Source organism: Arthrobacter sp. R-11, from assembly GCF_049913155.1.
GTDB lineage: Bacteria > Actinomycetota > Actinomycetes > Actinomycetales > Micrococcaceae > Arthrobacter.
Window position 1 is genome coordinate 2,071,056 of sequence record NZ_CP183979.1, and the last position, 22,075, is coordinate 2,093,130.

At 65.0% G+C, this 22,075-nt stretch carries 17 protein-coding genes; 5 read left to right on the forward strand and 12 right to left on the reverse strand.

The annotated features are described in order from the left end of the window. Positions 1-30: 30 nt before the first annotated feature. Positions 31-270, reverse strand: a complete 240-nt coding sequence (locus ACN9M4_RS09325) for a hypothetical protein (RefSeq protein WP_426303236.1) — start codon at positions 268-270, stop codon at positions 31-33. 248 nt (positions 271-518) lie between these two features. Here ACN9M4_RS09325 and ACN9M4_RS09330 point away from each other — a divergent pair, with 248 nt between their 5' ends. The 5 genes from ACN9M4_RS09330 (at position 519) to ACN9M4_RS09350 (ending at position 9,119) form a co-directional block, all read left to right on the forward strand. Beyond that, complete coding sequence (locus ACN9M4_RS09330; RefSeq protein ID WP_426303237.1) at positions 519-716, forward strand: substrate-binding domain-containing protein; 198 nt, start codon at positions 519-521, stop codon at positions 714-716. Positions 717-747: 31 nt separating this feature from the next. Further along, entirely contained in the window at positions 748-2,349 is a 1,602-nt protein-coding gene (locus tag ACN9M4_RS09335; RefSeq protein ID WP_426303238.1) for an alpha-N-arabinofuranosidase, read from the forward strand. Positions 2,350-2,434: 85 nt separating this feature from the next. Next, a complete protein-coding gene (locus ACN9M4_RS09340) occupies positions 2,435-4,726 on the forward strand; it encodes a beta-L-arabinofuranosidase domain-containing protein (RefSeq protein WP_426303239.1) in 2,292 nt (763 codons plus the stop codon). 88 nt (positions 4,727-4,814) lie between these two features. Continuing rightward, positions 4,815-5,930: a LacI family DNA-binding transcriptional regulator gene (locus ACN9M4_RS09345; RefSeq protein WP_426303240.1), complete on the forward strand. Its 1,116-nt coding sequence runs from the start codon at positions 4,815-4,817 to the stop codon at positions 5,928-5,930. A gap of 222 nt (positions 5,931-6,152) precedes the next feature. Beyond that, positions 6,153-9,119, forward strand: coding sequence for a glycoside hydrolase family 2 TIM barrel-domain containing protein (locus ACN9M4_RS09350; protein ID WP_426303241.1), 2,967 nt, complete (start codon positions 6,153-6,155; stop codon positions 9,117-9,119). 369 nt (positions 9,120-9,488) lie between these two features. On the opposite strand, the gene ACN9M4_RS09355 is transcribed toward ACN9M4_RS09350, so the two are convergent. From ACN9M4_RS09355 to ACN9M4_RS09405, 11 genes are all read right to left on the reverse strand, one after another. Beyond that, on the reverse strand, positions 9,489-12,395 hold the full coding sequence (locus tag ACN9M4_RS09355; protein WP_426303242.1) for an FAD-binding and (Fe-S)-binding domain-containing protein: 2,907 nt from the start codon (positions 12,393-12,395) through the stop codon (positions 9,489-9,491). A 132-nt stretch (positions 12,396-12,527) separates the two neighbouring features. Beyond that, entirely contained in the window at positions 12,528-13,172 is a 645-nt protein-coding gene (locus tag ACN9M4_RS09360) for a GntR family transcriptional regulator (RefSeq protein ID WP_426303243.1), read from the reverse strand. Positions 13,173-13,233: 61 nt separating this feature from the next. Beyond that, positions 13,234-13,923 carry a GntR family transcriptional regulator gene (locus tag ACN9M4_RS09365; protein WP_426303244.1) on the reverse strand — a complete coding sequence of 230 codons (690 nt, stop codon included), beginning with the start codon at positions 13,921-13,923 and terminating at the stop codon, positions 13,234-13,236. Positions 13,924-13,964: 41 nt separating this feature from the next. After that, positions 13,965-15,110, reverse strand: a complete 1,146-nt coding sequence (locus ACN9M4_RS09370) for an FAD-dependent oxidoreductase (RefSeq protein WP_426303245.1) — start codon at positions 15,108-15,110, stop codon at positions 13,965-13,967. A gap of 66 nt (positions 15,111-15,176) precedes the next feature. After that, a complete protein-coding gene (locus ACN9M4_RS09375) occupies positions 15,177-16,583 on the reverse strand; it encodes an NAD(P)/FAD-dependent oxidoreductase (RefSeq protein ID WP_426303246.1) in 1,407 nt (468 codons plus the stop codon). 35 nt (positions 16,584-16,618) lie between these two features. Next, entirely contained in the window at positions 16,619-17,353 is a 735-nt protein-coding gene (locus ACN9M4_RS09380; protein ID WP_426303247.1) for an SDR family NAD(P)-dependent oxidoreductase, read from the reverse strand. A gap of 70 nt (positions 17,354-17,423) precedes the next feature. Next, positions 17,424-18,527 (reverse strand): alanine racemase, encoded by a 1,104-nt coding sequence (locus tag ACN9M4_RS09385; protein WP_426303248.1) that lies wholly within the window; start codon positions 18,525-18,527, stop codon positions 17,424-17,426. A 110-nt stretch (positions 18,528-18,637) separates the two neighbouring features. Then, on the reverse strand, positions 18,638-19,123 hold the full coding sequence (locus ACN9M4_RS09390; RefSeq protein ID WP_426303249.1) for a RidA family protein: 486 nt from the start codon (positions 19,121-19,123) through the stop codon (positions 18,638-18,640). 17 nt (positions 19,124-19,140) lie between these two features. Beyond that, positions 19,141-19,830: a haloacid dehalogenase type II gene (locus ACN9M4_RS09395; protein WP_426303250.1), complete on the reverse strand. Its 690-nt coding sequence runs from the start codon at positions 19,828-19,830 to the stop codon at positions 19,141-19,143. Positions 19,831-20,046: 216 nt separating this feature from the next. Further along, positions 20,047-20,394: a cupin domain-containing protein gene (locus tag ACN9M4_RS09400; protein ID WP_426303251.1), complete on the reverse strand. Its 348-nt coding sequence runs from the start codon at positions 20,392-20,394 to the stop codon at positions 20,047-20,049. An 83-nt stretch (positions 20,395-20,477) separates the two neighbouring features. Beyond that, complete coding sequence (locus tag ACN9M4_RS09405) at positions 20,478-21,965, reverse strand: NAD-dependent succinate-semialdehyde dehydrogenase (RefSeq protein WP_426303252.1); 1,488 nt, start codon at positions 21,963-21,965, stop codon at positions 20,478-20,480. Between the last annotated feature and the right edge of the window lie 110 nt (positions 21,966-22,075).

Here is a 22,075-nt window from a genome sequence, read left to right on the forward strand (position 1 = left end):
TCCCGTATCGCCAGGGTGCTTTCGACCGGCTCATTTTGACCCGGGGCGATCCCAGGCGCAACGCTCGATGGTGGTGCCGAAGGGGACTGAGGGATCCAGCGCCACGAGGTATTCGCGGTCGTTCAGGCGGGTGACCAGGATGCCGTGGTCTCCCAGGGCCATAGCTGTGGGGAGGAGGGCCTCGAAGGCCTCTGCCAGCCGGATGGATAGTTCGGCGGCGCTGCCGGCTACGAGGTGCAGGCTTGGGGTGGGTTCCAGGGTGATAGTCATGGTGTGTCCTTGACGAAGCAGGAGGAGGGGGGACAGGCAGTACCGTAAGAGGCTGACATAGATTATGTTAGCGCTAACACAAAAAGGCAAGGCTCTCGGCGCTTCCATTTGTCGAGGGTTGCCGGATCGGAGGAGAAATTGGAGGTAAGTCTTGACGGCAGTACGGACATCCGGAAACCGAGCTCCAGACAGTTGAAGAGAGCATCATCCGCGGCCTCAGGGACGCAGGGCTCCGTGTCCCCGAGGGCGTGAAGGTCGTCGGCTTCGACGATATCCAGCAGGCGGAATTCTCCGTTCCCTCACTTTCGATCATCGCCCCGGACCATGACTGGATGGTCGGCACGGCGCTCACTCTTCTCACCGAACGGATCAAAGACCGTTCTCCCCGCCCCGGGCGCGAGCTCGTGGCCCCCTTCCGGCTCATCGTCCGGGAATCAACCAGCTGAATCTACTCAAAGACTTTGGAGAATCTTGAACATGGCATCTTCGCCCCGGCTCGTCGTCAATCTGGACATCGCTGGCCCCACCATCAGCCGCCACATCTACGGCCATTTCGCTGAACACCTTGGCCGTTGTATCTACGGCGGTTTCTGGGTGGGGGAGAACAGCGAGATCCCCAATACCCGGGGGATCCGCAACGACGTCGTGGGGGCTCTGCGCGAGCTTCGCATCCCCAATCTGCGCTGGCCGGGCGGTTGCTTCGCCGACGAATACCACTGGCGTGACGGCGTCGGCCCGCGGGAGCAGCGCCCGCGCATGGTCAACTCCCACTGGGGCGACGTTGTGGAGGACAACTCCTTCGGCACTCATGAGTTCATGGATCTCTGCGAGATGCTCGGGGCGGACGCCTACGTCAACGGCAATGTGGGTTCCGGCACGGTCCAGGAGATGAGCGAGTGGATCGAATACCTCACCCGCGCCGATGATTCACCCATGGCGGCACTCCGCCGGCAGAACGGCCAGGACGAGCCCTGGAAGGTTCCCTTCTTCGGCATCGGCAACGAGCCGTGGGGGTGCGGAGGCCACTTCCGTGCGGAGGCCTATGCAGATGTTGCCCGGCAGTACAGCACGTTCGTCCGTTCCCACAACGGCAACGAGGTGTACCGGATCGCAGCCGGTGCCAACGCGGATGACGTGGCCTGGACCAAGGCACTGATGGAGGCGCTGCCGGACAAGGGCGGTGCGGATCGCAAGCCGTTCCCGTACCAGGGCATCTCCCTGCACTACTACACCATGTCCGGCCACTGGGATGCGAAGGGCTCTGCCACTGAATTCACCGAGGAAGAGTACTGGAAGACCGTCAAGGCGGCCTACCATATTGAGACTCTGCTGAGCGCCCACTCCACCATGATGGACGTCTACGACCCGCACAAGGCGGTGGGCCTGGTCCTGGATGAGTGGGGCACCTGGTGGGATGTGGAACCCGGCACCAACCCTGGCTTCCTTTACCAGCAGAACACCGTTCGTGATGCCCTGGTGGCGGCCATCCACTTCGACTCCTTCCACCGCCACGCGGACCGCCTGGTGATGGCCAACATCGCCCAAACGGTCAACGTCCTGCAGGCCATGCTGCTCACCGATCCGGAGAGCGGCGCCCTGGTCAAAACCCCGACCTTCCATGTGTTTGCCATGAACGCCGGTCACCAGGACGCCGCGGTGCTGCACACGCACGTGGACTCCGGTGCCTCGCATGAGGTGGATGGTGCCCGGCTCCCGACATTTACTGCGTCTGCCAGCACCAAGGATGGCCAGGTGCTCATCTCCGTGGCCAATCTTGGGCTGGAGGACGAGAGCGAGGTGGTCCTGGATCTGCGCGGCGGCGAGTTGGAGCACGTGGAGGCCCTGGTGCTCGGCGGAGACAGCGTCGCAGCGTTCAACGCGCCGGCGCATCCCAACGCCGTCGCGCCCCGTCCGCTGGCCGTGAAGGAACGCGAAGGCCAGTTGGTGCTCCGCCTGCCGGCCCACTCCTTCGCGACCGTTCGCGGCACACTGGCCGGCCAGGCGCCTGCGGCCGCAGCCGCTACCGCCGCAGTGGCCACCGCGACGGCCGCCGGCAGCAAGCCCTGCCTCAATTGCTGAGCATTGAATACCGCCGCAGGTACCCCATCGTCTCAGCCTCGATGGGGTACCTGTTTGACCTTCATTGTCATGAAACGAGACAACCATGAAGCGCGAGTACCGGCCCCTGAAGCAGCTTCGGCTCCGCGAGGGCCGCTTCGCTGATGCCCAGCGGGTGAACCGTGAGGCGCTGCTGCGCCTGGACCCGGACCGCCTTCTGGCTCCGTTCCGCCGCGAGGCCGGCCTGCCGGCTACTGCGGAGGGTTACGGTGGCTGGGAGGCTTCCGGACTCGATGGCCACACCGCGGGTCACGTCCTTTCTGCCCTCGCCCTGGCTGTGGCGGGCAACGGCGACCGCGGCTTGGGGGAGATGCTTGGACGCATGCTCTCCGTGCTGCGGGAAGCGCAGTTGGCCGGCGGCACGGGTTACTTGGGCGGTGTCCACCGCGGGCAAGCGCTCTGGGACGAGCTCGCCCGCGGTGAGATCACGGCGTCGCCCTTCGAGCTCAACGGCCGCTGGGTCCCCCTGTACAACTTGCACAAGACGCTGGCCGGCCTCATCGACGTCGCCTGCAACGTCTCCTCGGCGACGGCGGACCGGCTCCTGGACGATCTGGGGAACTGGTGGCTGGACACCATGGCTCGCCTGGACCAAGAGGCCCTGGAGAGGGTGCTGGTCACGGAGTTCGGTGGCCTCACCGAGGCGTTCGCCCGCTTGGCACTGCTCCGCCGGGACACCCGCTACCTGGATCTGGCCAAGAGATTCGTCCGGGAGGAACTCATCGCCCGGGTGCTGGCCCTGCCCGGGGAGCGGGACCAGGATTCCCTTGCCGGCCTGCACGCCAATACGCAGATCCCCGTGGTGGTCGGCTACGCAACCATCGCCAGGGCGGCCCGCGAACTGGGTGCGGAAGACCAGGGGACCGCGCGCATCGGCGAGGCGGCCAAGGCCTTCTTTGACGACGTCGCGGGCAGGCGCAGCAGCGCGATCGGCGGCAACAGCGTACGGGAGCACTTCCACCGCAGGGACGACTTCTCCCCGATGTTCCTCGGCCGTGAGGGTCCGGAGAGCTGCAACAGCTACAACATGGTCAAGCTCGCAGCCGAGCTCTATCTGTTGGGGGGAGAGAACCACTATCTGGACTACATCGAAGTGACCCAGTGCAGCCATGTGCTCTCGACCCAGCACCCGGACCACGGCGGGCTGGTCTACTTCACCTCGCACCGTCCCGGCCACTACCGGGTGTATTCACCCGAGCAGGACGGTTTCTGGTGCTGCATGGGCTCCGGCTATGAGGCGCACGCGAAGCACGGGGCCCACGTGTACGTCAGCCAGCGGGACGAACTCCGCATCACCTGGCTCCTCGCCAGTGAACTCAGCTGGGAGGAACAGGGCGTGCAGATCTCCATCGACTCAGACTGGCCCGTTGGGAGCACCGCCCGCGTCCGGGTGACGGCGCCGGAACCGCGTGTGTTCACACTCGCCATCCGTGTCCCGCAGTGGGCGCGCGGGACGGCCGCCGTGCTGGGCGACGGCCAAAGAATCGACGACGACGGCACGGGCTGGTGGCGACTGCGCCGCCGCTGGGAGGGCACAGAGGAGATACGGCTCAGCCTGGAGCGTGAGCCATGTTTGGTCCCCGCCCCTGACGGCTCCGCCTGGGCATGGATCCAATACGGCCCGACCGTCCTGGCCGAGGAGATCCCCGACGACAGCCTGGAGTACCGGGCGGGCGGGGCCAGAACAGCCCACATCGCCTCCGGCCCGCTCCGGCCCATGGCCGATGCCCCGGTGCTGCTCGCCGGCGGCCTGGACGCAGCGCCCGAGGAGGGGGAGGGGCTCTCTATGCTCGCCGCGGACGGGCAAAGGGTCCGCCTGAAACCCCTGCACAGGATCCACGATTCCCGGTACCGGCTCTCCTGGCCCGTGGCGCAGGACGGCAGCGAGGTCAATGAGGTCCGGGACGCGCTGGCCGGGCAGGACAGGGCGTCCACGGCCGTTGAAGCCCGGGTGGTGGACGCGATCACCTTCGGGGAGCAGCAGCCTGAACTCGACCACGACGTCAGCGTTCCCCGCGCGGAACGCGGCCTGACGGCGGACGGGACTCGCTGGCTCCGTCCCCAGGGGCCGCTCTCGCTCACCTTGCGCGACTGGACGACGGTCGGCACGAGCCTCCGCGTCGAATGGATTCCCGGGGAAGAAGAGGAGCCTTTCCTCCTCTGCGGCGGCGACCACCCGACGGCTGCGGAGGTAACCGCCGGGGCGGACGGCGTGTGGGAGATGCCGTTCAACACCGGAGGAGAACAGGAGGCCCGTCTGCTCCTCGCCCCGCGGGAAGGCCGCCCCATGCCCAGGCTGAGCCGCCTGCTGCTGCTGACCGATACCGCGGATGGCTGAGCATGGCGCTGGGCGCGTCCCTCCTCGTCTCGTGACCCGCGGCTCCACCGCACCTTCCCCGGGATGACGGCACTTAGAATTGCGGTCTATGAGTCCAAAGCCCGTAAGTTCCGATGCCATGGGATCGAAGGCGTCCCGATCCTTGCCCGCCGTCCGCACCGCGAAGCCGGCAACCATCCTTGACGTTGCCGCTGCCGCCGGCGTCTCCCGCCAGACGGTGACGCGGGCCATGAACGGTATGCCTGGTATTAAGTCTTCAACGCGGGAACGCGTCCTCGAGCTTGCCCGCGAACTCAACTACACGCCCAGCCGCTTCGCTCGCGGACTTGTCCAGGGCTCCCACGTTTCGGTAGGCCTGGCCATCCCCGACCTAGGCAATCCGTACTATCCGGCTTTCGCCTCCAGCGTCGTCGAACAAGCCACTGCAAGGGGCTGGCACGTGGTGGTTGACGACTTCGGCCACGGTGGACGAAGCGCTCTTGATGCCGTGGAGCGGCTCGCTCCACAAGTGGACGCTGTTATCGGGTATCTAGGCGCTGACGCAGACCGCGCGCTGGCCCTGATGTCCGGCCGGCCACTAGTGGCACTGGACTTCGCCGACGAAGGGTTCACAGGTGCCTCCATAGCATTCGACTACGCCCGGGCGGCCTCAGTTGCTGTCGCCTACCTTCGCCAGCAGGGACGTCGGCACGTTGCCTACATCGACTGGCCGGGGGCGGGAGCAAGCGCCAGCACTGACGATCCGGTGGGCCGAGGGTTATCTGTCCGGGGCAGGGCATTCGCCGCGCTCCTGTCGGATGCTCCCCAGGGAACGTCGACCCCGTCCGCGGGTTCCCATTCAGTCGTAAGGGCCGCCGGTGACTCCGCTGCTGCTGCCAGGGAGGCCGTGGAAGCCCTGCTCGAACGGTCTCCCGATATCGACGCGATCATCGCCTTCAATGACCTCATGGCGGCCGGGGCACTCAAGGCATTGGCCCGGGCCGGCCGAAACGTGCCTGCGGATTGTGCCGTCCTGGGCATGGACGGCATTCCCCTCGGCGAACTCCTTACCCCCGAACTCTCCACGCTGGGGCTTGACCTGCGAGAGGTCGGCCGGACCGCCGTCGAACTCCTGGACGGCCTCCTCAGCGGTGAGATCCAGCCAGGAACCCCGGAGGTGCGGCGCGTTATCCGCCATGAACTCCTGTTGCGCGGCTCCGCCTAGCGTTGCGGGGATGCCCCCTTGTGGCGCGCGGCAAGGGCGGGCTGGAGGAAATCCACGGGTCCGGGGCCCTGTTCAGCTGGGCGGAATTTCGATAAGCTGGACGCGTTTCGTGAACGTTCACGAAACCGTCGACGGTACGCTCCCACCAAAGGGAGGCCGCCTCACAGACTTTCGAATCGAGGACTCCTTTTGGCCGATGAACCTACCACCGCCGCATCTGGAATGACGTTGGCATTTGCCCCGAAGCGTGAGCTGGACCTGAATGCCAGCTACGTCGGGGAGCTGGCGGACAGAGGCCCGTCGCGGAACACCAAGCCTCCCCGCGCCCGCCTGAAGACTGATGCCCCACGGGCACTGCTCAACGGCACGTGGCGATTCCGCATCTGGGATGGCGCGCGGCAGGTTCCCGCCGACGGCTGGCAGCTTGGCACGTCCGGCGAGCCTGCGGGCTGGGAGGAACTAGAGGTTCCTTCGAGCTGGCCGATGCAGGGCCACGGCGCACCTTGGTACACCAATGTCCAGTACCCCTTCGCGGTTGAGCCTCCCTATGTTCCCGACGCGAATCCGATCGGCGACTATTTGCTGGGTTTCGACGCCGGCCCCGAGTTCTTTCCGGCATCTGTCCTGTGCTTCGATGGGGTTGACTCGGCCGGCACCGTCTGGCTCAACGGGACCTTGCTCGGGACGACCCGCGGCAGTCGTCTGACCCACGAGTTCGACGTTTCGGAGGTGCTGCGGCCGGGCCGGAACGTCCTGGCTGTTCGGGTGGCACAGTTCTCTGCAGCGAGCTACCTTGAGGACCAGGACATGTGGTGGCTGCCCGGCATCTTCCGCGATGTAGCACTGCAGGCCCGTCCCGCCGACGGCGTGGACGATGTCTTCGCGCACGCCGGATACGACCACACCTCCAGAGAAGCCACGCTCCTGGTCGAGGCGACCCGGGCTGGCCAGGCGATTGACGCCGTCGTGCGCGTGCCGGAACTGGGGATCGAAGTGCCCGCCGGGACGGAAGTCCGCATTCCCGACGTCGAGCCCTGGACAGCTGAAACTCCCCGCCTGTATTCCGCTGAGGTCGTGGCGCCAGGGGAGACCGCAAGCGTGCGGGTGGGCTTCCGCACGATCACCATTGAGGACGCCCAGTTCAAGGTGAACGGGCAACGGATCCTGATCCGAGGCGTCAACCGGCACGAACACGATCCGCGCCTCGGGCGCGTGGTCACACCGGAGCGCCTGGAACGTGAACTCCGCCTCATGAAGCAGCACAACATCAACGCCATCCGCACCTCGCACTATCCGCCGCACCCGTCCTTCCTCGAGCTTGCCGATGAGTTGGGGTTCTATGTGATCCTCGAGTGCGACCTTGAAACCCACGGGTTCCACGGGTCGCAGTGGGCCCGGAATCCCAGCGACGATCCCCTTTGGCGCGACGCCTTCCTGGATCGCATGCGGCGGACGGTGGAGCGCGACAAGAACCACGCGAGCGTCATCATGTGGTCCCTTGGCAACGAGTCGCACACCGGGGAGAACCTGGCGGCAATGTCCCGCTGGGCAAAAGACCGGGACCCCTCGCGCCCCATCCACTACGAGGGGGACTGGGCCTGCCCCTACGTGGACGTCTACTCGCGGATGTACGCGAACCAGGCGGAGACGGAATTGATCGGCCAGGGAATTGAACCAGTCCTGGACAACGCGGAACTGGACGCCCGCCGCCGTGCGATGCCGTTCATCCTCTGTGAGTATGTGCACGCAATGGGCAATGGGCCGGGCGGCATGTCCGAATACCAGGAGCTTTTCGAGCGCTATCCAAGGCTCATGGGTGGATTCGTCTGGGAATGGATCGAGCACGGAATTACCCGACGGGACGATGATGGCCGCGAGTATTTCGTCTATGGTGGCGATTTCGGGGAGGAGGTCCACGACGGCAATTTCGTGACCGACGGACTCGTCGACGCCGACCTCAACCCGCGTCCTGGCCTCCTGGATTTCAAAAAGGTCATCGAGCCCGTAGGGATTGCTGTGGCTTCGGATTGGAATTCCTTTGCCGTGCGGAACAAGTTTGATTTCGTCGATACGAGCCACCTGCAATTCCCTTGGCGGCTTGAAATCAACGGCGAAATCCGCCAGTCCGGCGTCGCAGGGGTGGACGCTGTGGGGCCGGGCGCGGAAGCGCGCGCTGCCCTGCCAGCCGGACTGCTCGCGGCCGCGGGAAGTTCGACGGCGGTGCTCACCGTTAGCGCAGTCCTCGCGAATGACACGGCCTGGGCGCCTGCTGGACACGAGATCGCTTGGGGCCAAGGGGCGGTGAACCGGCCCAAGCTGCCCCCGGTTGATTCCCCGTCCCCGGTTGAGGACACGGATCAGGAAATCGCTATTGGGCCGGCACGCTTTGATCGCGCCAGCGGGGGCCTGGTCTCCCTGGGCGATCTGCCCGTCAAGGAGTTCCGGCTGAATCTTTGGCGTCCGGGCACGGACAACGACAACGGCGGTGACTTCGAACAACCCGATCCCCGTCCCCTGGCCGAGCAGTGGCGGGAGGCAGGCCTCGATCGGATGCATTCACGGCTGATCGGACTGGCTGCCGAAACCACCGAGGCCGGCGCGGAGGAACTGGTGGTCCGGACCCGGATCGCAGCAGCAGACAAGCAGTTCGGTGTCTTCGTGACCTTCCGATGGCAAGGAGGTGGCAGCCGCGCGGCTGTCCGAGCGGAGGTCATGCCGGACGGAGACTGGCCAGTGCCGTGGGCACGGATTGGCATCGAGTTGGTCCTGGCGGGAGCTGCCCGCAACGTCACGTGGTTCGGCGACGGGCCGCACCAGTCCTACCCCGATACGGGGCAAGGCGCCCGGACGGGTTGGTACTCCCTTTCGGTCGATGAATTTGATGTCCCTTACGTCCGCCCGCAGGAGTCCGGAGCCCGCGGGGCTGTGGACACCGCCGAACTCCGCTTTGATTCCAGCGGCCTTGGCGTGCATGCCGAGTCCTGCTACCTCACAGTGCGGCCGTACGGCCTGCGGACGTTGGCCGACGCCAGGCACCAGCCGGACCTGGCCGCGGACGGCGATACGTATGTCTACCTTGATGCCGCGGTGCACGGTGTTGGTACCGCGGCATGCGGTCCGGGGGTCCTTGAGAAGTACCGGCTCGAGGCCCGTGCCGCCGAGTTCGGATTCGTCTTCGACATCTTGTGACCTGGTTCGCGCTGCGGAATTCATGCCCAACGCCGGGCTGGCGGCCATTGCCGCCAGCCCGGCCGGGTGCGCATTCCGCGTGGATCCGGGGAGCTGGACTGGCTAATCCAGGATTTTCGTCAACGTCTCACAGCATGCCACGGACTCGTGAAGGGACGCGGTGTAGCCCAATCAGCTGACGGTATTTGGCGTCGTTGCTGCCTAACGGCCTTTGGGGTGGGCAAGTTGCCCGCCCCAAGGCCTCCTTGTTTTACAACCCGGCAACCCTGCGCCAACAGGTGTCTATGGCGCCTCGGTCGTTCTGGGGTTTTCGAGGATGACGCCCCGAGTACGAAACCGGTGCCGGGGGTGGCACAGCCACATTGCGGCCTAGGCGCCAGGGGCAGTGTTTCCCGGATCAAGGAGTTCGGCGAGGTGAAGGCTCTTACGCTCCGGTTCCAATTGCTTGACTTGCATTGCACAGCTGAAGCCATCGGCAAGGACCGGCGTGTCTGCCGCCGTGCTTTCAAGAGCTGGAGCCAGTGCCTGTTGCGCCACCTTCATGGAGATGTCGTAGTGCTTGGCTTCGAATCCGAAGTTTCCCGCTACGCCGCAGCAGCCTGTTGCTTCGGTGACATCGGCTATTCCGAGGGCCGCCAGAGCTTTCCGCTGTACCGTCGCTCCAAAGGTTGAGTACTCGTGGCAATGCGTCTGGACTGTCACCGCCGGTGGCACATTCCGGGGTCGCCAGCCGTTATCCACCCATTGCTTCACCGCTTCGGCAAAGCTTTGGATCCTGTGCGAAACGCGTTCGGCGGCCTCGGTGCCGAGAAGCTCGGGACCGTCCTTCTTCAGCGCGGCGGCGCAGCTGGGCTCGATGACAACGATGGGTGCGTCGCTGCCGTCGTCCAGCTTGGCCACGGTCCTGCCCAGGATCTTCTTCGCTGCGTCCAGCTGGCCGGTCGAGATCCAGGTCAAGCCGCAGCAGGCATCTGTCTCGCAGGAGACCTGCCTTCCGGTGCCTTCGATAACCCGGGCAGCGGCGGCTGCCACCTCTGGCCGGAAACCCTTGGTGAACGAGTCGACGAAGAGCACGGTGTCCGCGTCCGCGGGCGTCTTTGCGAAGGCTGCGAGGGAATCGCTGAGCATTTTCCTGGAGGCGAACTTCGGCATGGCCCGCCGGGTGGTAAGACCGCCGGCCGCCGCTACCACCTTTCCGAGCGGACCGGCCAGGACGGCATTGACCAGCGGACTGATGCGGGACGTGAGCTTCAGCCATCTGGGCAGCCACCCGAGCGAGAAGTGCGACACCGGCCGGAGCTTGCCCTCGTAATAATGCGAGAAGAACTCCGATTTGTAGCTGGCCATGTCCACGCCCGCGGGGCAGTCGTTGGAGCAGGCCTTGCAGGCCAGGCACAGGTCCAATGCCTCACGGACGTCCTCGGACTTCCAGCCCTCGTCGATGGTGCGTGCTCCCCGGACCATGTCCTGGAGTGCCCTGGACCGACCACGGGTCGAGTCTTTCTCGTCCCCCGTGGCCCGGAAACTCGGGCACATCACCCCGCCGGAGTCCGAACGGCATCTTCCGACGCCGATGCACGCCTGGACGGCATGAACCCACGGGTCCGCTCCGGCGGCGGCAGCCTCGACCGGCCGGAGCTCGAAGTGCGTCCTCCATTCACGTTCGGGAATCCCCTCAAGCGCCAGGTTGGCGTCAAATGGATCCGGATCCGTGATCGAGCCCGGATTCAGGATGCCTGCCTCATCCCAGAGCCTGCGGTAGTCCTCGAACGCGGCGAGCATGGCGGGGGAGTACATCCGCGAAAGCAACGCTGAGCGGGCACGTCCGTCGCCGTGCTCACCGGACAGGGAGCCGCCATGGCGGACCACGAGTTCGGCGGCGGCCTGCGTGAACTTACGGAACACGCTGCGGCCTTCCTCCGTGCGAAGGTCGTAGGTGATGCGGATATGCATGCATCCCGCGCCAAAGTGTCCATACATGATCCCGGTCAGCCCGTGGTCGTCCAGGAGCGTCCGGAAGTCAGCCAGGTAGGCTGCAAGGTTCTGCGGGGCGACGGCGGAGTCCTCCCAGCCGGCCTGGGACTCCCCGCCACTGGCCGGCCTCGAGGACAGGCCTGCGCCGTCCTCCCTTACCCGCCACAACGTGGCGCGTTCAGCGGGGTCCGGAACGGTCCGCCCGTCGAGCAAGCGGCCATTTGCAGCGAGCCGTTGGAGCAGCAGCGCGGCTTGGCTGGCCACTTCGTCCGCGTCGTCGCCGTCGAGGTCTACATACAGGAAGGCGCTGCCCCGGGGAAGGCCTCGGACCGAATCGGTTCCGCGGCGCAGGCGCATGGTATCCACAATGGCTTCGTCGATGCCCTCGACCGCGGCGGGCGAGAAGTCAAGGATGGTCTCGATGTCCTTTGCGGCGTCGACGACGTCGGCATAGCCGAGGCAGACGAGCAGTGCGCTGGATGCCTTGGGGACGAGCTTCATGCGGGCGCGTACGACGACGGCGCAGGTTCCTTCGGTGCCGACCAGGGCCCTGGCAACATTCAGGCCGTTCTCCGGCAGCAAGTTGGCAAGGTGGTAACCCGATACCTGCCGTTGGATGCGGCCAAGTTCGCGACGGAAAGGTGCCAGGTTGTCCTGAGCGAGCTGCTTGAGGCCTTCACCCAACTCGAATGCCCGGGATACGGAGTAGGCATCGGACGGATCGGTGGCCCGGATGCCTTTGTCCGACGCGGTGAGGAGGGCTCCATCGGAGGTGACGACGTCGATCTCGTGAACGTGATCGGAGGTTCGTCCGTAGCGGACGGAGTGGTTGCCGCATGCGTCATTTCCGATCGCGCCACCGATCGTGGCACGGTTTTTTGAGGACGGGTCCGGGGCGAAAGTAAGGCTTCCGCCGCTTGCCTGTTCGGTTGTCCGGGTGAGTTGCGCAAGCACAACGCCGGCTTCGACGTCTGCCGTTCCTGCGGTCTCATCGATGGTGATGATCCGGTTCATGTGCCTCGAGAAGTCCAGCACGATGCCTGGGCCGATGGCGTTTCCGGCCATGGACGTGCCTCCGCCCCGGCTAATGAGGGCAGTCTTGGATTCCCGGCACGCAGCCAGGACGGCGACGACGTCCTCCACACTGCGTGGGAACACAACGCCGAGAGGCGGAATCCGGTAATTGGATGCATCGTAGGAGTAGGCGGCCAAGCGATGACCAGAGACTTCCACGGGCACCCCCGCGTCCTGAAGCATTTTCAGGGCCGGTGCTTGTTCGGCGGCGGCAAACTTTGAATGCATGGTGCGCTTTCCACTTGGCGTGCGAATTGCTTGCTTGAGCATATCGTCGATTGTTGACAATCTTCAAATGCCGCGGGCCACGGCGGAAGGCGGTGGTGCGGTCGAGGGGCGGGTTGGCCCGCCCCGTATCGTCTAAGCCTGCAGGGCCGTTTGGAAATGGGCTGCCAGTTCCTGCCGGAACCGGTTGATGTCGCCTTCCAGGGCAAGCTCGGCCAGCTTCTGGTGCTCAACGGCTATAACATGGAGATCGCTGTACGTGCGATGGTCCACTGCGAGGTACAGCCGCAGCTTCGTCTCCCAGCCATTCCAAAGATTCTGCAGCACGCTGTTGCCCGAGAAGTCATAGAACAGCCTGTGGAAGCGCAGGTGCGCGTCGATGCTGGCTGGAATGTCGTTCTTCTCCGTGGCGTGGTGGAGATCCTCGACGGTTTGCATCAATTGGGGCCGCCCGGGTCCACACAACACTTCGGCGGAGAGCTCAGCCGCGTAGGGTTCCACAAGCAGGCGGACCGACGCGATCTCGGCGACCTCCCGGGCGCTTACCTCTGCGACGAACGACCCCCGGAAGGGGATCTTCACGATGAGCCCTTCCTCCTCCAACCTGGACATTGCCTCACGCAGCGGCGACCGGCTAATCCCGAGGTCAGTGGCGATGTGCACTTCCCGAAGCTGCCCACCCGGAGGCAGGGTGCCGTCGAGGATCGCTGTGCGCAGAACAGCGTAGACGCCGTCCGGCGTCGTGGTGCGCTGCGAGGGCCATCTAAACGTGGCTTCCATCCTGCCCCTTCATTGTCGATTGTCGATTATACCGGCACCCAGTCGGTTAGGTCCGTCGCAGTCAAGGGCTGCCTTGCTCTTCATGGGTTGAATTGAGGTGGTCAACGGCCTCTTGCATGTGCCGTTTGATGGCCGCGAGGAGGCCCTCCCTGTCACTCGCCTCCAGCAGATCCAGGATGTCTTGATGTTCTTCCACCAAGACGTCCATTCTGGGGTACGAGACTTCCAGGTTCAGGATGCACATCCGTGATTCGGTTGCCAGCGCCTTGTAGATGCGGTCCAGACGGGAATTTCCCGCCGCGGCGACGAAGGATGAGTGGAACTGCATGTCCAGCCGGGTTATGGCCTCCCAGTCGGATGCAGCCGCATGCTTCGCCATACCGCCCACAATTTCCTTCAGCAGTTCGATGGCGTTCCGGATTTGCTCCGGGCCGCCATCCAAGAGCATGCAGGCAGCGGTGGACTCGATGGTCTCCCGAGCTGAGTAGATCTCCCTCAGATCCGTCGGTTCAATCTCCACGACAAATACCCCGTAGTTGCGCCGATAGATCAGGATCCCCTCCTGGCAGAGGCGTTGAAGTGCTTCCCGGAGAGGCCCCCTGGATGTGTTGAGCTGGCTCGCCACGAGGGATTCATTGATCTGTTGCCCGGGGCGGATGGTTCCTCGGACGATTTGTTCGCGCAGGTGGTCTGCAATCAGCTGAGCCGTAGGTCTCCCTTCCAGCGCAAACTGTCTTTCCGTTGCGGCCATTGATAGCCCCCTCATTTCAGCGAATGCTTACTACCTATATGTCAAACAGCTACTGCCGGGATGAACCGTTGAGGGCGTACGAAATCGATGCCTTCAAACGTACGCTTGGCCAACGCCTCATGAGCGGCAATTTGCCCAAACCCAGTGGCGTTCTTGAAACCGCCACCCGAGAATCCGGTGGCGCAATAGATCCGGCTACCTTCGCTGAACGGCCCAAGGAGGGGTTGGCCGTCCTTGGTGTAGAGCTCGGGGAAGGCATCGGTGCGGACGATATTCGGGATGAGTCCGGGCAGGAACTCATTGACGGTCTCGACCGTCTCGGCGATTTCCTCACTGGTGAGGTCGCGCGGGACCGCGTCGGGGTTGGGGGTGGGGCGTCCACGGCCGTCAAGTGTTGCCTTGACGGTGACGCCGTCGACGGCGGGTGCGCCGTACATGGAACGGTCCCCATAGATCCGACTGAAGGTGGGGAACTTGTCGGGGGTGAATTCGGCCCCATTCTTGGCGACGAACCAAGTCAGGATGAGACGCTTGGTTTCCGTTGCGGCCTTGAGGTAGTCGGGCATGAGCCTGCGGGACCAGCCGCCGGAGGCGACGATGACGTTCTCGAAGGTCCAGGACCGGCCGCCGGAGTTGACGACGACGCCGTCGGCGGTTTCGGCGATGCTGTCCACGGGGGTGTTGCGGTGGACCGTGGCGCCGTTGGCTTCGGCGGCGGCGACTGCCGCAGTCACCGCACGGTCGGTGCGCAGGACACCGGCGTTCGGGTCGAAGACGGCGACGTCGCCGTCGTGGAGGTTGTGCTGCGGGTACCGTTCGGCCAGTTCCTCGTGGCTGAGGAGCTGGTGTTCGGCGCCGGTGGCCTTGGTGGTTTCCAGGACGGCGTTGAGGTACGGGCCGTTGGCGGTGCCGATGGACAGGCCGCCGCAACGGGTGAGGATGTCCTGGCCGGTTTCGGCTTCGAGTTCGGCCCAGAGCCGCTGGGAGCGCTGGTGGATGGGGTAGTAGTCGGGGTTGCCGCGGTAGATCATGCGGAAGAGGCGGGTGTCCCCGCCCACGGCGCTGCGGCCGTGGGCGGGGGTGGCGGCCTCGAAGCCGACTACCGAGTCTGTCAGCCGGGAAGCTTGCCACAGGGCCATGCTTCCGATGCTGCCCAGTCCGATGACTGCGAGTTTTCCGTCGGTCATTTTGAAGCACCTTTTCGTTGCTGGTTGGGGTCCGGGTAGTTGATGTTCAACTCGGGCGGGCTGCCACTATTCGTGAAGTCCGGCGAGCCTGCTGCCGAACTTGGCCAGGAGTGAGGTCTCGGTGGAATCCCTGCGCTCTTCCCACTTGTCGGCAAAGCCGAACAGGCTGTACATACTGTGGACTCCCAGCCAGCGTAGGGGCTCGGGCTCCCACTTGGGTGCGCGGTAGCCCACCCAGGGAAGTGACGTTCGTTCCGTCTTCCGGTCGAAGGCCAGTTCCGCCAGGGTCCTCGCGCCCAGATAGGCCGCGGTCACGCCGTGTCCTGCATAACCTGTCGACGACCCGATTCCGGACGCCGGGTCCCATTGCACACCCCCGTTCCAGTCGCGGGTAACGCCCAGGACTCCGGACCAGGCATGGTCCACTTCGAAGTTGATGCCTGGGAAGAAGGCGCCAAGCTTGGTGGTCAGCAGGTCAATCGTGGACTGGGCAGTCGCACCCGCGCCGCCCGTCCCGGAGCCGTAGCGGTAGGGCCTGCCCCGGCCACCGATGGCGATCCGGCCATCCGCTGTTCGCTGCGAATAGATGAAGGTGTGCGCGGAGTCGTTGAGGTTCTGCGGCCCGTTCCAGCCAATCTGCTGCCACGCCTCGTCCGACAACGGCTTGGTCACGAGCATCGAAGAATTGATCGGAATCAGGCTCCTGCTGCCAAGCAGTTGCCCGGAATACCCTTCAGTGCAAACGAACGTCTTGGCCGCAGTGACCCGCCCGCCGTCCAGAGTGAGGCTGTTGCCGTCGATGCTGCCTACCCGGCTGCCCTCGTAGATGCTCACTCCCATGCGGGTAACGGCGTCAGCGAGTCCGTAGACGAGTTTCGCCGGATGAATCCGGGCGCAGTGCTTGTAGAACATTCCGCCGTGGACAGTGGAAATGTTGACTTCCTTCTGGAACTCTTCACGGTCGAGCAGGTAGACATCGTCGTCGGTCAATCCGTACTTCCGCTCGGCGTCACGCCGGACAGCCAGCCGGCCAAGCCCGGCCTTCGTGTGGGCAGCTATCAGCGCACCGCTTTTGATCTGATCCGCATCAATGCCTTCGGCGTGAAGGATGTCCAGGACAGCATCGACGGCGGCGATAAACTCCCGCTGCAAGGCACGGCTCGCCTCAATGCCGCCTTCCGATGCGCGGGCAAACTTCGCACGGTTACCGGCTGGCATTGCAGAGAGCCAGCCGCCGTTCCGGCCGGATGCGCCGTAGCCAATCTGTTCCGCTTCAAAAACCGCGACCGAGAGTGAGGGCTCGAGCTTCTTGGCGAAGTACGCTGCCCAGAGTCCTGTGTAGCCGCCACCGATAATGGCCAGGTCTACTGAGCCGTTCCCGGTGAAGCGGGGGTACGAGGGCCTCTTGTCCGCGGGTCCGGCCATCCAAAAGCCGAGCTCTCCGTTACGGGGTGCTGCTGCAAGGGCTGTCATTGTTGTCCTCCGTTGTCTGTGAAGCGTTGAGTTGTTCAGGCAGCGGTGTATCCGCCGTCGACGGGCAGGACCGCACCGGTGATGTAGGAGGACTCCGACGACGCCATGAAGAGAACGGCGTTTGCGACCTCTTCGGGTGTGGCGAGGCGCTGGAGCGGGATCTGCCCCTCGCGCTGGCGGCGGTAGGCCTCGGGGTCTTCCCTGCGCTGGAAGGAAGCTTCAATGATCGGGGTGGCGGTCAGTCCCGGGGCGACGACGTTCACGCGGATGTTCCGTTCAGCCCACTCGATCGCTGCACCCTTGGCGAGCATGATCAGCCCGCCCTTGGCTGCGGAGTACAGGACTTCCTCTGGCTTGCCGACCATGCCGAGGCGGGAGCTGACCAGGACGAACGAGCCGCCGGCGGCGGGCATGAGCGGCGCGAAGTGCTTCATCACCAGGAACGAGCTCAAGAGGTTGCTGTGGAGTGTGTTCTTCGCGTCCTCATAGGACATCTCGGTCAGTGGGCCGCTGACCTGCAGGCCGTGGTTGAGGACGACGACGTCGACTGTGCCGTAGGTCTCGGCGGCTTCGCGGGCGAGGCGCTCGACGAAGGCTTCGTCGTTCAGGTCTCCGGGAACGTAGAGGTCCCCGGGCCCCGCGCTGTCGATCTGCTCCTTGCGCCCGGTGAGCAGCAGGCGGGCTCCCTCATTGCGGAACTGGGAACACACCGCCTGCCCGATTCCGCTGTTGGCGCCGGTCACCAGGGCTGTGACTTTATCGAGTCTCATGTCAGACACTCCTTCATGGGTACGTTGATTGGTTTGCGAGGTTCGGTGGGGAATTCCTGTGGCGGACCGGTCAGTTGAGGAATCCGCGGGCGTCCACCGGCCACCGCTCCAGGGACGTGCCCGTGCTGTCGGTGACGATGTACTCCTCGAAATTGACCACCACCGGGCAGACGTGGTTGGGCACCACCGGGAGCACGTTTCCGACACTTGGGCGGAAGCCCTCGGGCAAAGGGAGGAATCCGTGGTACTCGTTGAGCTTTGAGAGGAGGGCCGTTGTTCCGGCGATGCCGCCGTAGCCGCGCTCGGGGCTGCCTTCGCGGCCGAGCACCTTGGTGCCGACGTCGAGGATGACCTGGCCAGGGACCCAGTCGCTGACCACGGTGCCGGCCACGAACAGCGCGATCTGGTCCTCGGTGCAGGCGCCGAGGCGGGTGTTGTTCAGGTCGTTGAAGACGTATTCGCCGGGACGGATCTCGGTGATCACGCTGTTGGTGGCGAACTCAACGGTGGGCGTGGAGCCTGCGCTGACCACCTCGGGTGTGATACCGACCGTGGAGAGGCTGCGTACGGCAGCGATGAGGGTGGCCTCCTGGTCCTGGGCTGCGCTCTTGCGGGCCTCAGGGCCGGCGCTGCCATGTCCCGGGTAGGTGAAGACCCCCGCCGTTACCAGGCCGCGCTTGCGGGCAGCGGCCGCGAGGTCGCCGGCGGCCTCCGCCGGTGCGCCGGAACGACGGGCACCGCAGTCGACTTCGATCACGACCTGCAGCCGCTCAGGTTCGTCTCCCATCGCGTCGGCGAGCACATTGATCGCCGCGACGTTGTCGACGCCGACCCGCAACCGCGTGGTCTCGGCCAGCCGGCGGATCCGCGGCCCCTTTGTCCCGGCCGCCCAGATCGGGTAGGCGATGAAGATGTCCTCGAATCCGGCCCCTGCGAAGACCTCGGCCTCGCCCACGTTGCCCGCGGTGATTCCGACGGCACCGGCCTTAACCTGACGCCGTCCGATCTCCACGCACTTGTGTGTCTTGACGTGCGGCCTGACGTCGAGCCCATTCCGGGCGGCGAAGGCCTGCATGCGGTCGATGTTGTCCTGCATCACGTCGGCAAGGATGATCGGGGCCGGGGTGTCGACCCGCTCGACGAGAACGTCCAGTGCTCGCTGAAGCCGGTTCACGCTGTTCTCCTGATTCTGTGTATGAATGATCGAGGGCAGCGATGCTGGCTTCCTCGAATGATGATCGTTCGGGACCCGCATGAGCGGGTCCCGAACGTTCATGCGGGCCCCTAGACGGACGTGACGACCATCTGGATTTCCACCGGGGTGTTGAGCGGCAGCCCGGCGGCACCGATCGCGGTGCGGGCATGCCGTCCGTTTTCGCCCAAGACCTCGATGAGCAGTTCACTGGCCGCGTTGGCGATCTGCGACTGCAAAGCGAAGTCCGGCGGGCTGGCAACAAATACGAGCATCTGCACGATCCGGACCCGGTCCAGGTCTCCCACTGCCTGTACGGCGGCGGCGAGGCAGTTGAGCGCGGCGTGGCGCGCGAGCTCCATGGCCGCTTCCAGCTCCACGTCCTTGCCGACGATGCCCTGGCCCAGCAGCACGCCGTCTTTGAAGGGCAGTTGCCCCGAGATATGGATGCTCTCGCCGACTGCCCGGTGATGGACAAAGTAGGCATTGCCGTCGAGCTCGGGCAGTTCCAGGCCGAGGGCCTGGAGTCGTTCTGAAGCCGTATCGCCCTTGACGGTTTGAGCTAGTGGCAGACTCATCGGTACCCAGGTCTCCCTTAGGAAGCGTCAGGACGCGGCAGGCCGAAGAGGACCGGGAGGTCCGAGATGTCGGTGATGCGCTCGTAACCGAGCCAGTACTCGTCGTGCTCGAAGCCGCGGTCGACGTAGACCTTCTTTTCGATGCCCATGACGGCCGCGGAGCGGTGGTCGTACATCGGGCTCGCGGAGACGTGCACGAGCTCGTCCGGGGTTACGTTGAGCTTGTCGAACATGTACTCGAACGCTCCGAGGCGCGGCTTGTACATGCGCATCTGCTCAGCGGTGATGATGTCCGCGAACGGAGCCTGGAGGTTGGCCGCAAGCTTCTCGGCAACCGCGGTGTCGCTGTTGGTGATGATGACCAGCGGAACGGCCTCCGCGAGGCGGTTCAGCGCCGCGGTGACACCGGGGTAGGGGCCCCACGACGGGATCCGGTCGTAGACCTCGCGTGCCTCGTCGGCGCGGAACTCGATGCCGACCTTGCGCGAGGCGCGCTCCATGGAGTCGTTGACGATCTGGTGGAAGGGCTTGTACGCGCCAGTGCATTCGTCGATCCGGTACGCCTTGCAGATGCGCAGGTACTCATCAGCGACCTCCGCCGGCAGGCGCTCGCCCAGGACGTCACGCATGGTGTCGTTGATGGCGAACTTGATGAGCGTTCCGTTCATGTCGAACGTGACGAACTTGGGTTTGGTTTCGAATACCACGAGTCCTCCAAGGGTGGATTGAAGCAGATAACTGGTTGTCGATTGTCGACGAAATCTGTGTCGTCGATTGTCGACAATACGCTTAGGGGTGGCGATTGTCAACAATTCGGCGATGCCAGGAAGTGGTACTGCCCTCGGAGGATCGTCCTTAAACGGCGTGCGGGCCGCCCCTCATGGAGGGGCGGCCCGCAGCTTAGGACATCAAGGTTAGGCGGCTCAGTCGAAGCCGTGGCAGTAGACCTTGCGGACGGTCTCGAGGACCTCCCAGCGGCCGGTCCAGCCCTTGGGCTGCACGACGACGTCGCCCGCCGAGACTTCGTACACGTTGCCGGAGCCGTTGTCCGTGACCCGCACGCGGCCGCTCACGATGTAGCACAATTCGGTGTCCTCGCGCGGCGTGATGTTCCAGCCGCCCGGCTGGCACTCCCAGACACCTGTCTTGACCTCGGTGTCGAACTTGAGGATCGCGGTCTTGGGGTCACCCGAGTCATAGCCGGCGCGGTGGCCGTTGGGCTCGAGTTCGCCTTCGATCTTGTCCTTGGGTACGTAAATGTATGGCTGCATAAAGCTCTCCTTCAGCTGCAGTGTCAATTGTTGACAATTTTAGGGCCATGATGGGGATGATGTCCATGGCGAATATCAAGGGTCTAGGCAGTTGGGCGGCGGGACACGTTGTAGAAGCGGATGTTCTCGTATTCCTCGAGGCCCTCCGAGCTTCCCTCGCGGCCAAGGCCCGACTGCTTGATGCCGCCGAACGGAGCCGCAGCGTTGGACGGCACGCCCTGGTTGATGCCCACGATGCCCGTCTGGAGGCTGTCCGCCACGTTGAGGGCGCGGTCGAGGTTCTCCGTGAACACGTAGCCGGCGAGGCCGAACTCTGTCGCGTTGGCACGGCCAATGACCTCGGCTTCCGAGCTGAACCGCTGGATGGCGGCGATGGGGCCAAAGATCTCGGACGTGGCAACGTCGGAATCCGCCGAGACCCGGTCCAGGACGGTCGGGGCGAAGAAATTGCCCGGCGAGTCGTAGCCGTGGCCGCCGGTCAGTAGCTCTGCACCAAGGCTCACGGCGTTCTCGGTGTAGGCCTTCATCTCCGACACCGCCCGGTCATCGATCAGTGCGCCGAGGCCCGTCCCGGTGCCGAGGCCGTGCCCGACCTGGATCTGGGCGAAGCGCTCCGTGAGTGCGGCGACGAAGTCATCAGCGATGCCGTCCTGCACGTAGATGCGGTTGGCGCCGATGCAGGACTGTCCGCTGTTGCGGAGCTTCGCTGCGAACGTCCCCTCCACGGCGCGCTCCAGGTCGGCGTCGTTGAAGACGATGAGCGGGGCGTTGCCGCCGAGCTCCATCGAGCTGCGGAGCACGTTCCGGGAGGCGAGCTCCAGGAGTCGGCGGCCCACCGGCGTCGAACCGGTGAAGGACACCTTGCGCACCCGGGGGTCGAGGAGGACGGCCTCGCTGAAGGCCCCCGACTTCGACGTGGTGACGACCTGGACCAGCTCCTCCGGCACCCCGGCCTCGACGGCGAGCTGCACGGCGAAGTATGTGGTCAGGGGCGTCAGGGTGGCGGGCTTGATGACAGCGGGGCAGCCCGCAGCCAGGGCCGGGGCGATCTTTCGGGTCGCCATGGCGAGCGGGAAGTTCCACGGGGTGATGAGGACGGCCAGGCCGACAGGGGAACGGCGCGTCAGAAGGTTCGCGCCGCCGTCGGGCGTTTCCCGGAAGTTTCCGACGGGGCGCACGGCCTCCTCGGCGTACCAGCGCACGAAGTCGTTACCGTACTTGACCTCGCCGCGGGCCTCGGCGAGCGGCTTGCCCATCTCGCGCGAGATGAGGTAGGCGAGGTCCTCGGAGTGGGCGACGAGCTTGTCGTACCAGGCGCGCAGGACGTCGGCGCGGTGGCGGAGCGAGGTCTTCGCCCACTCCTCTCCAGCCTTGTCGGCCGTCGCGACAGCTGCCAGCGCTGCCTCAACGTCGGCGTCGGGAACGTGCGCAATGGTCTCGGCCGTGGCGGGGTCCTGGACCGCGATCCCATGACGGGGGAGCTTGATGGACCGGATGACGGCGTCCGCGCGCTGGACGTTCTCCGGGTCCGCCGCGATCAGGGGCGTGGCTGTGGTGGCGGTGAGTCTCATTGATTCTCCTTTTGGTGATGGCACAAGAGGGGTTCTTGCTTGCTGGCTCACACGCCGTTTCATCCGCGTGTAGGAGGCTTCGGCCAACTCCGGATGCGAGTGGTCAAAAT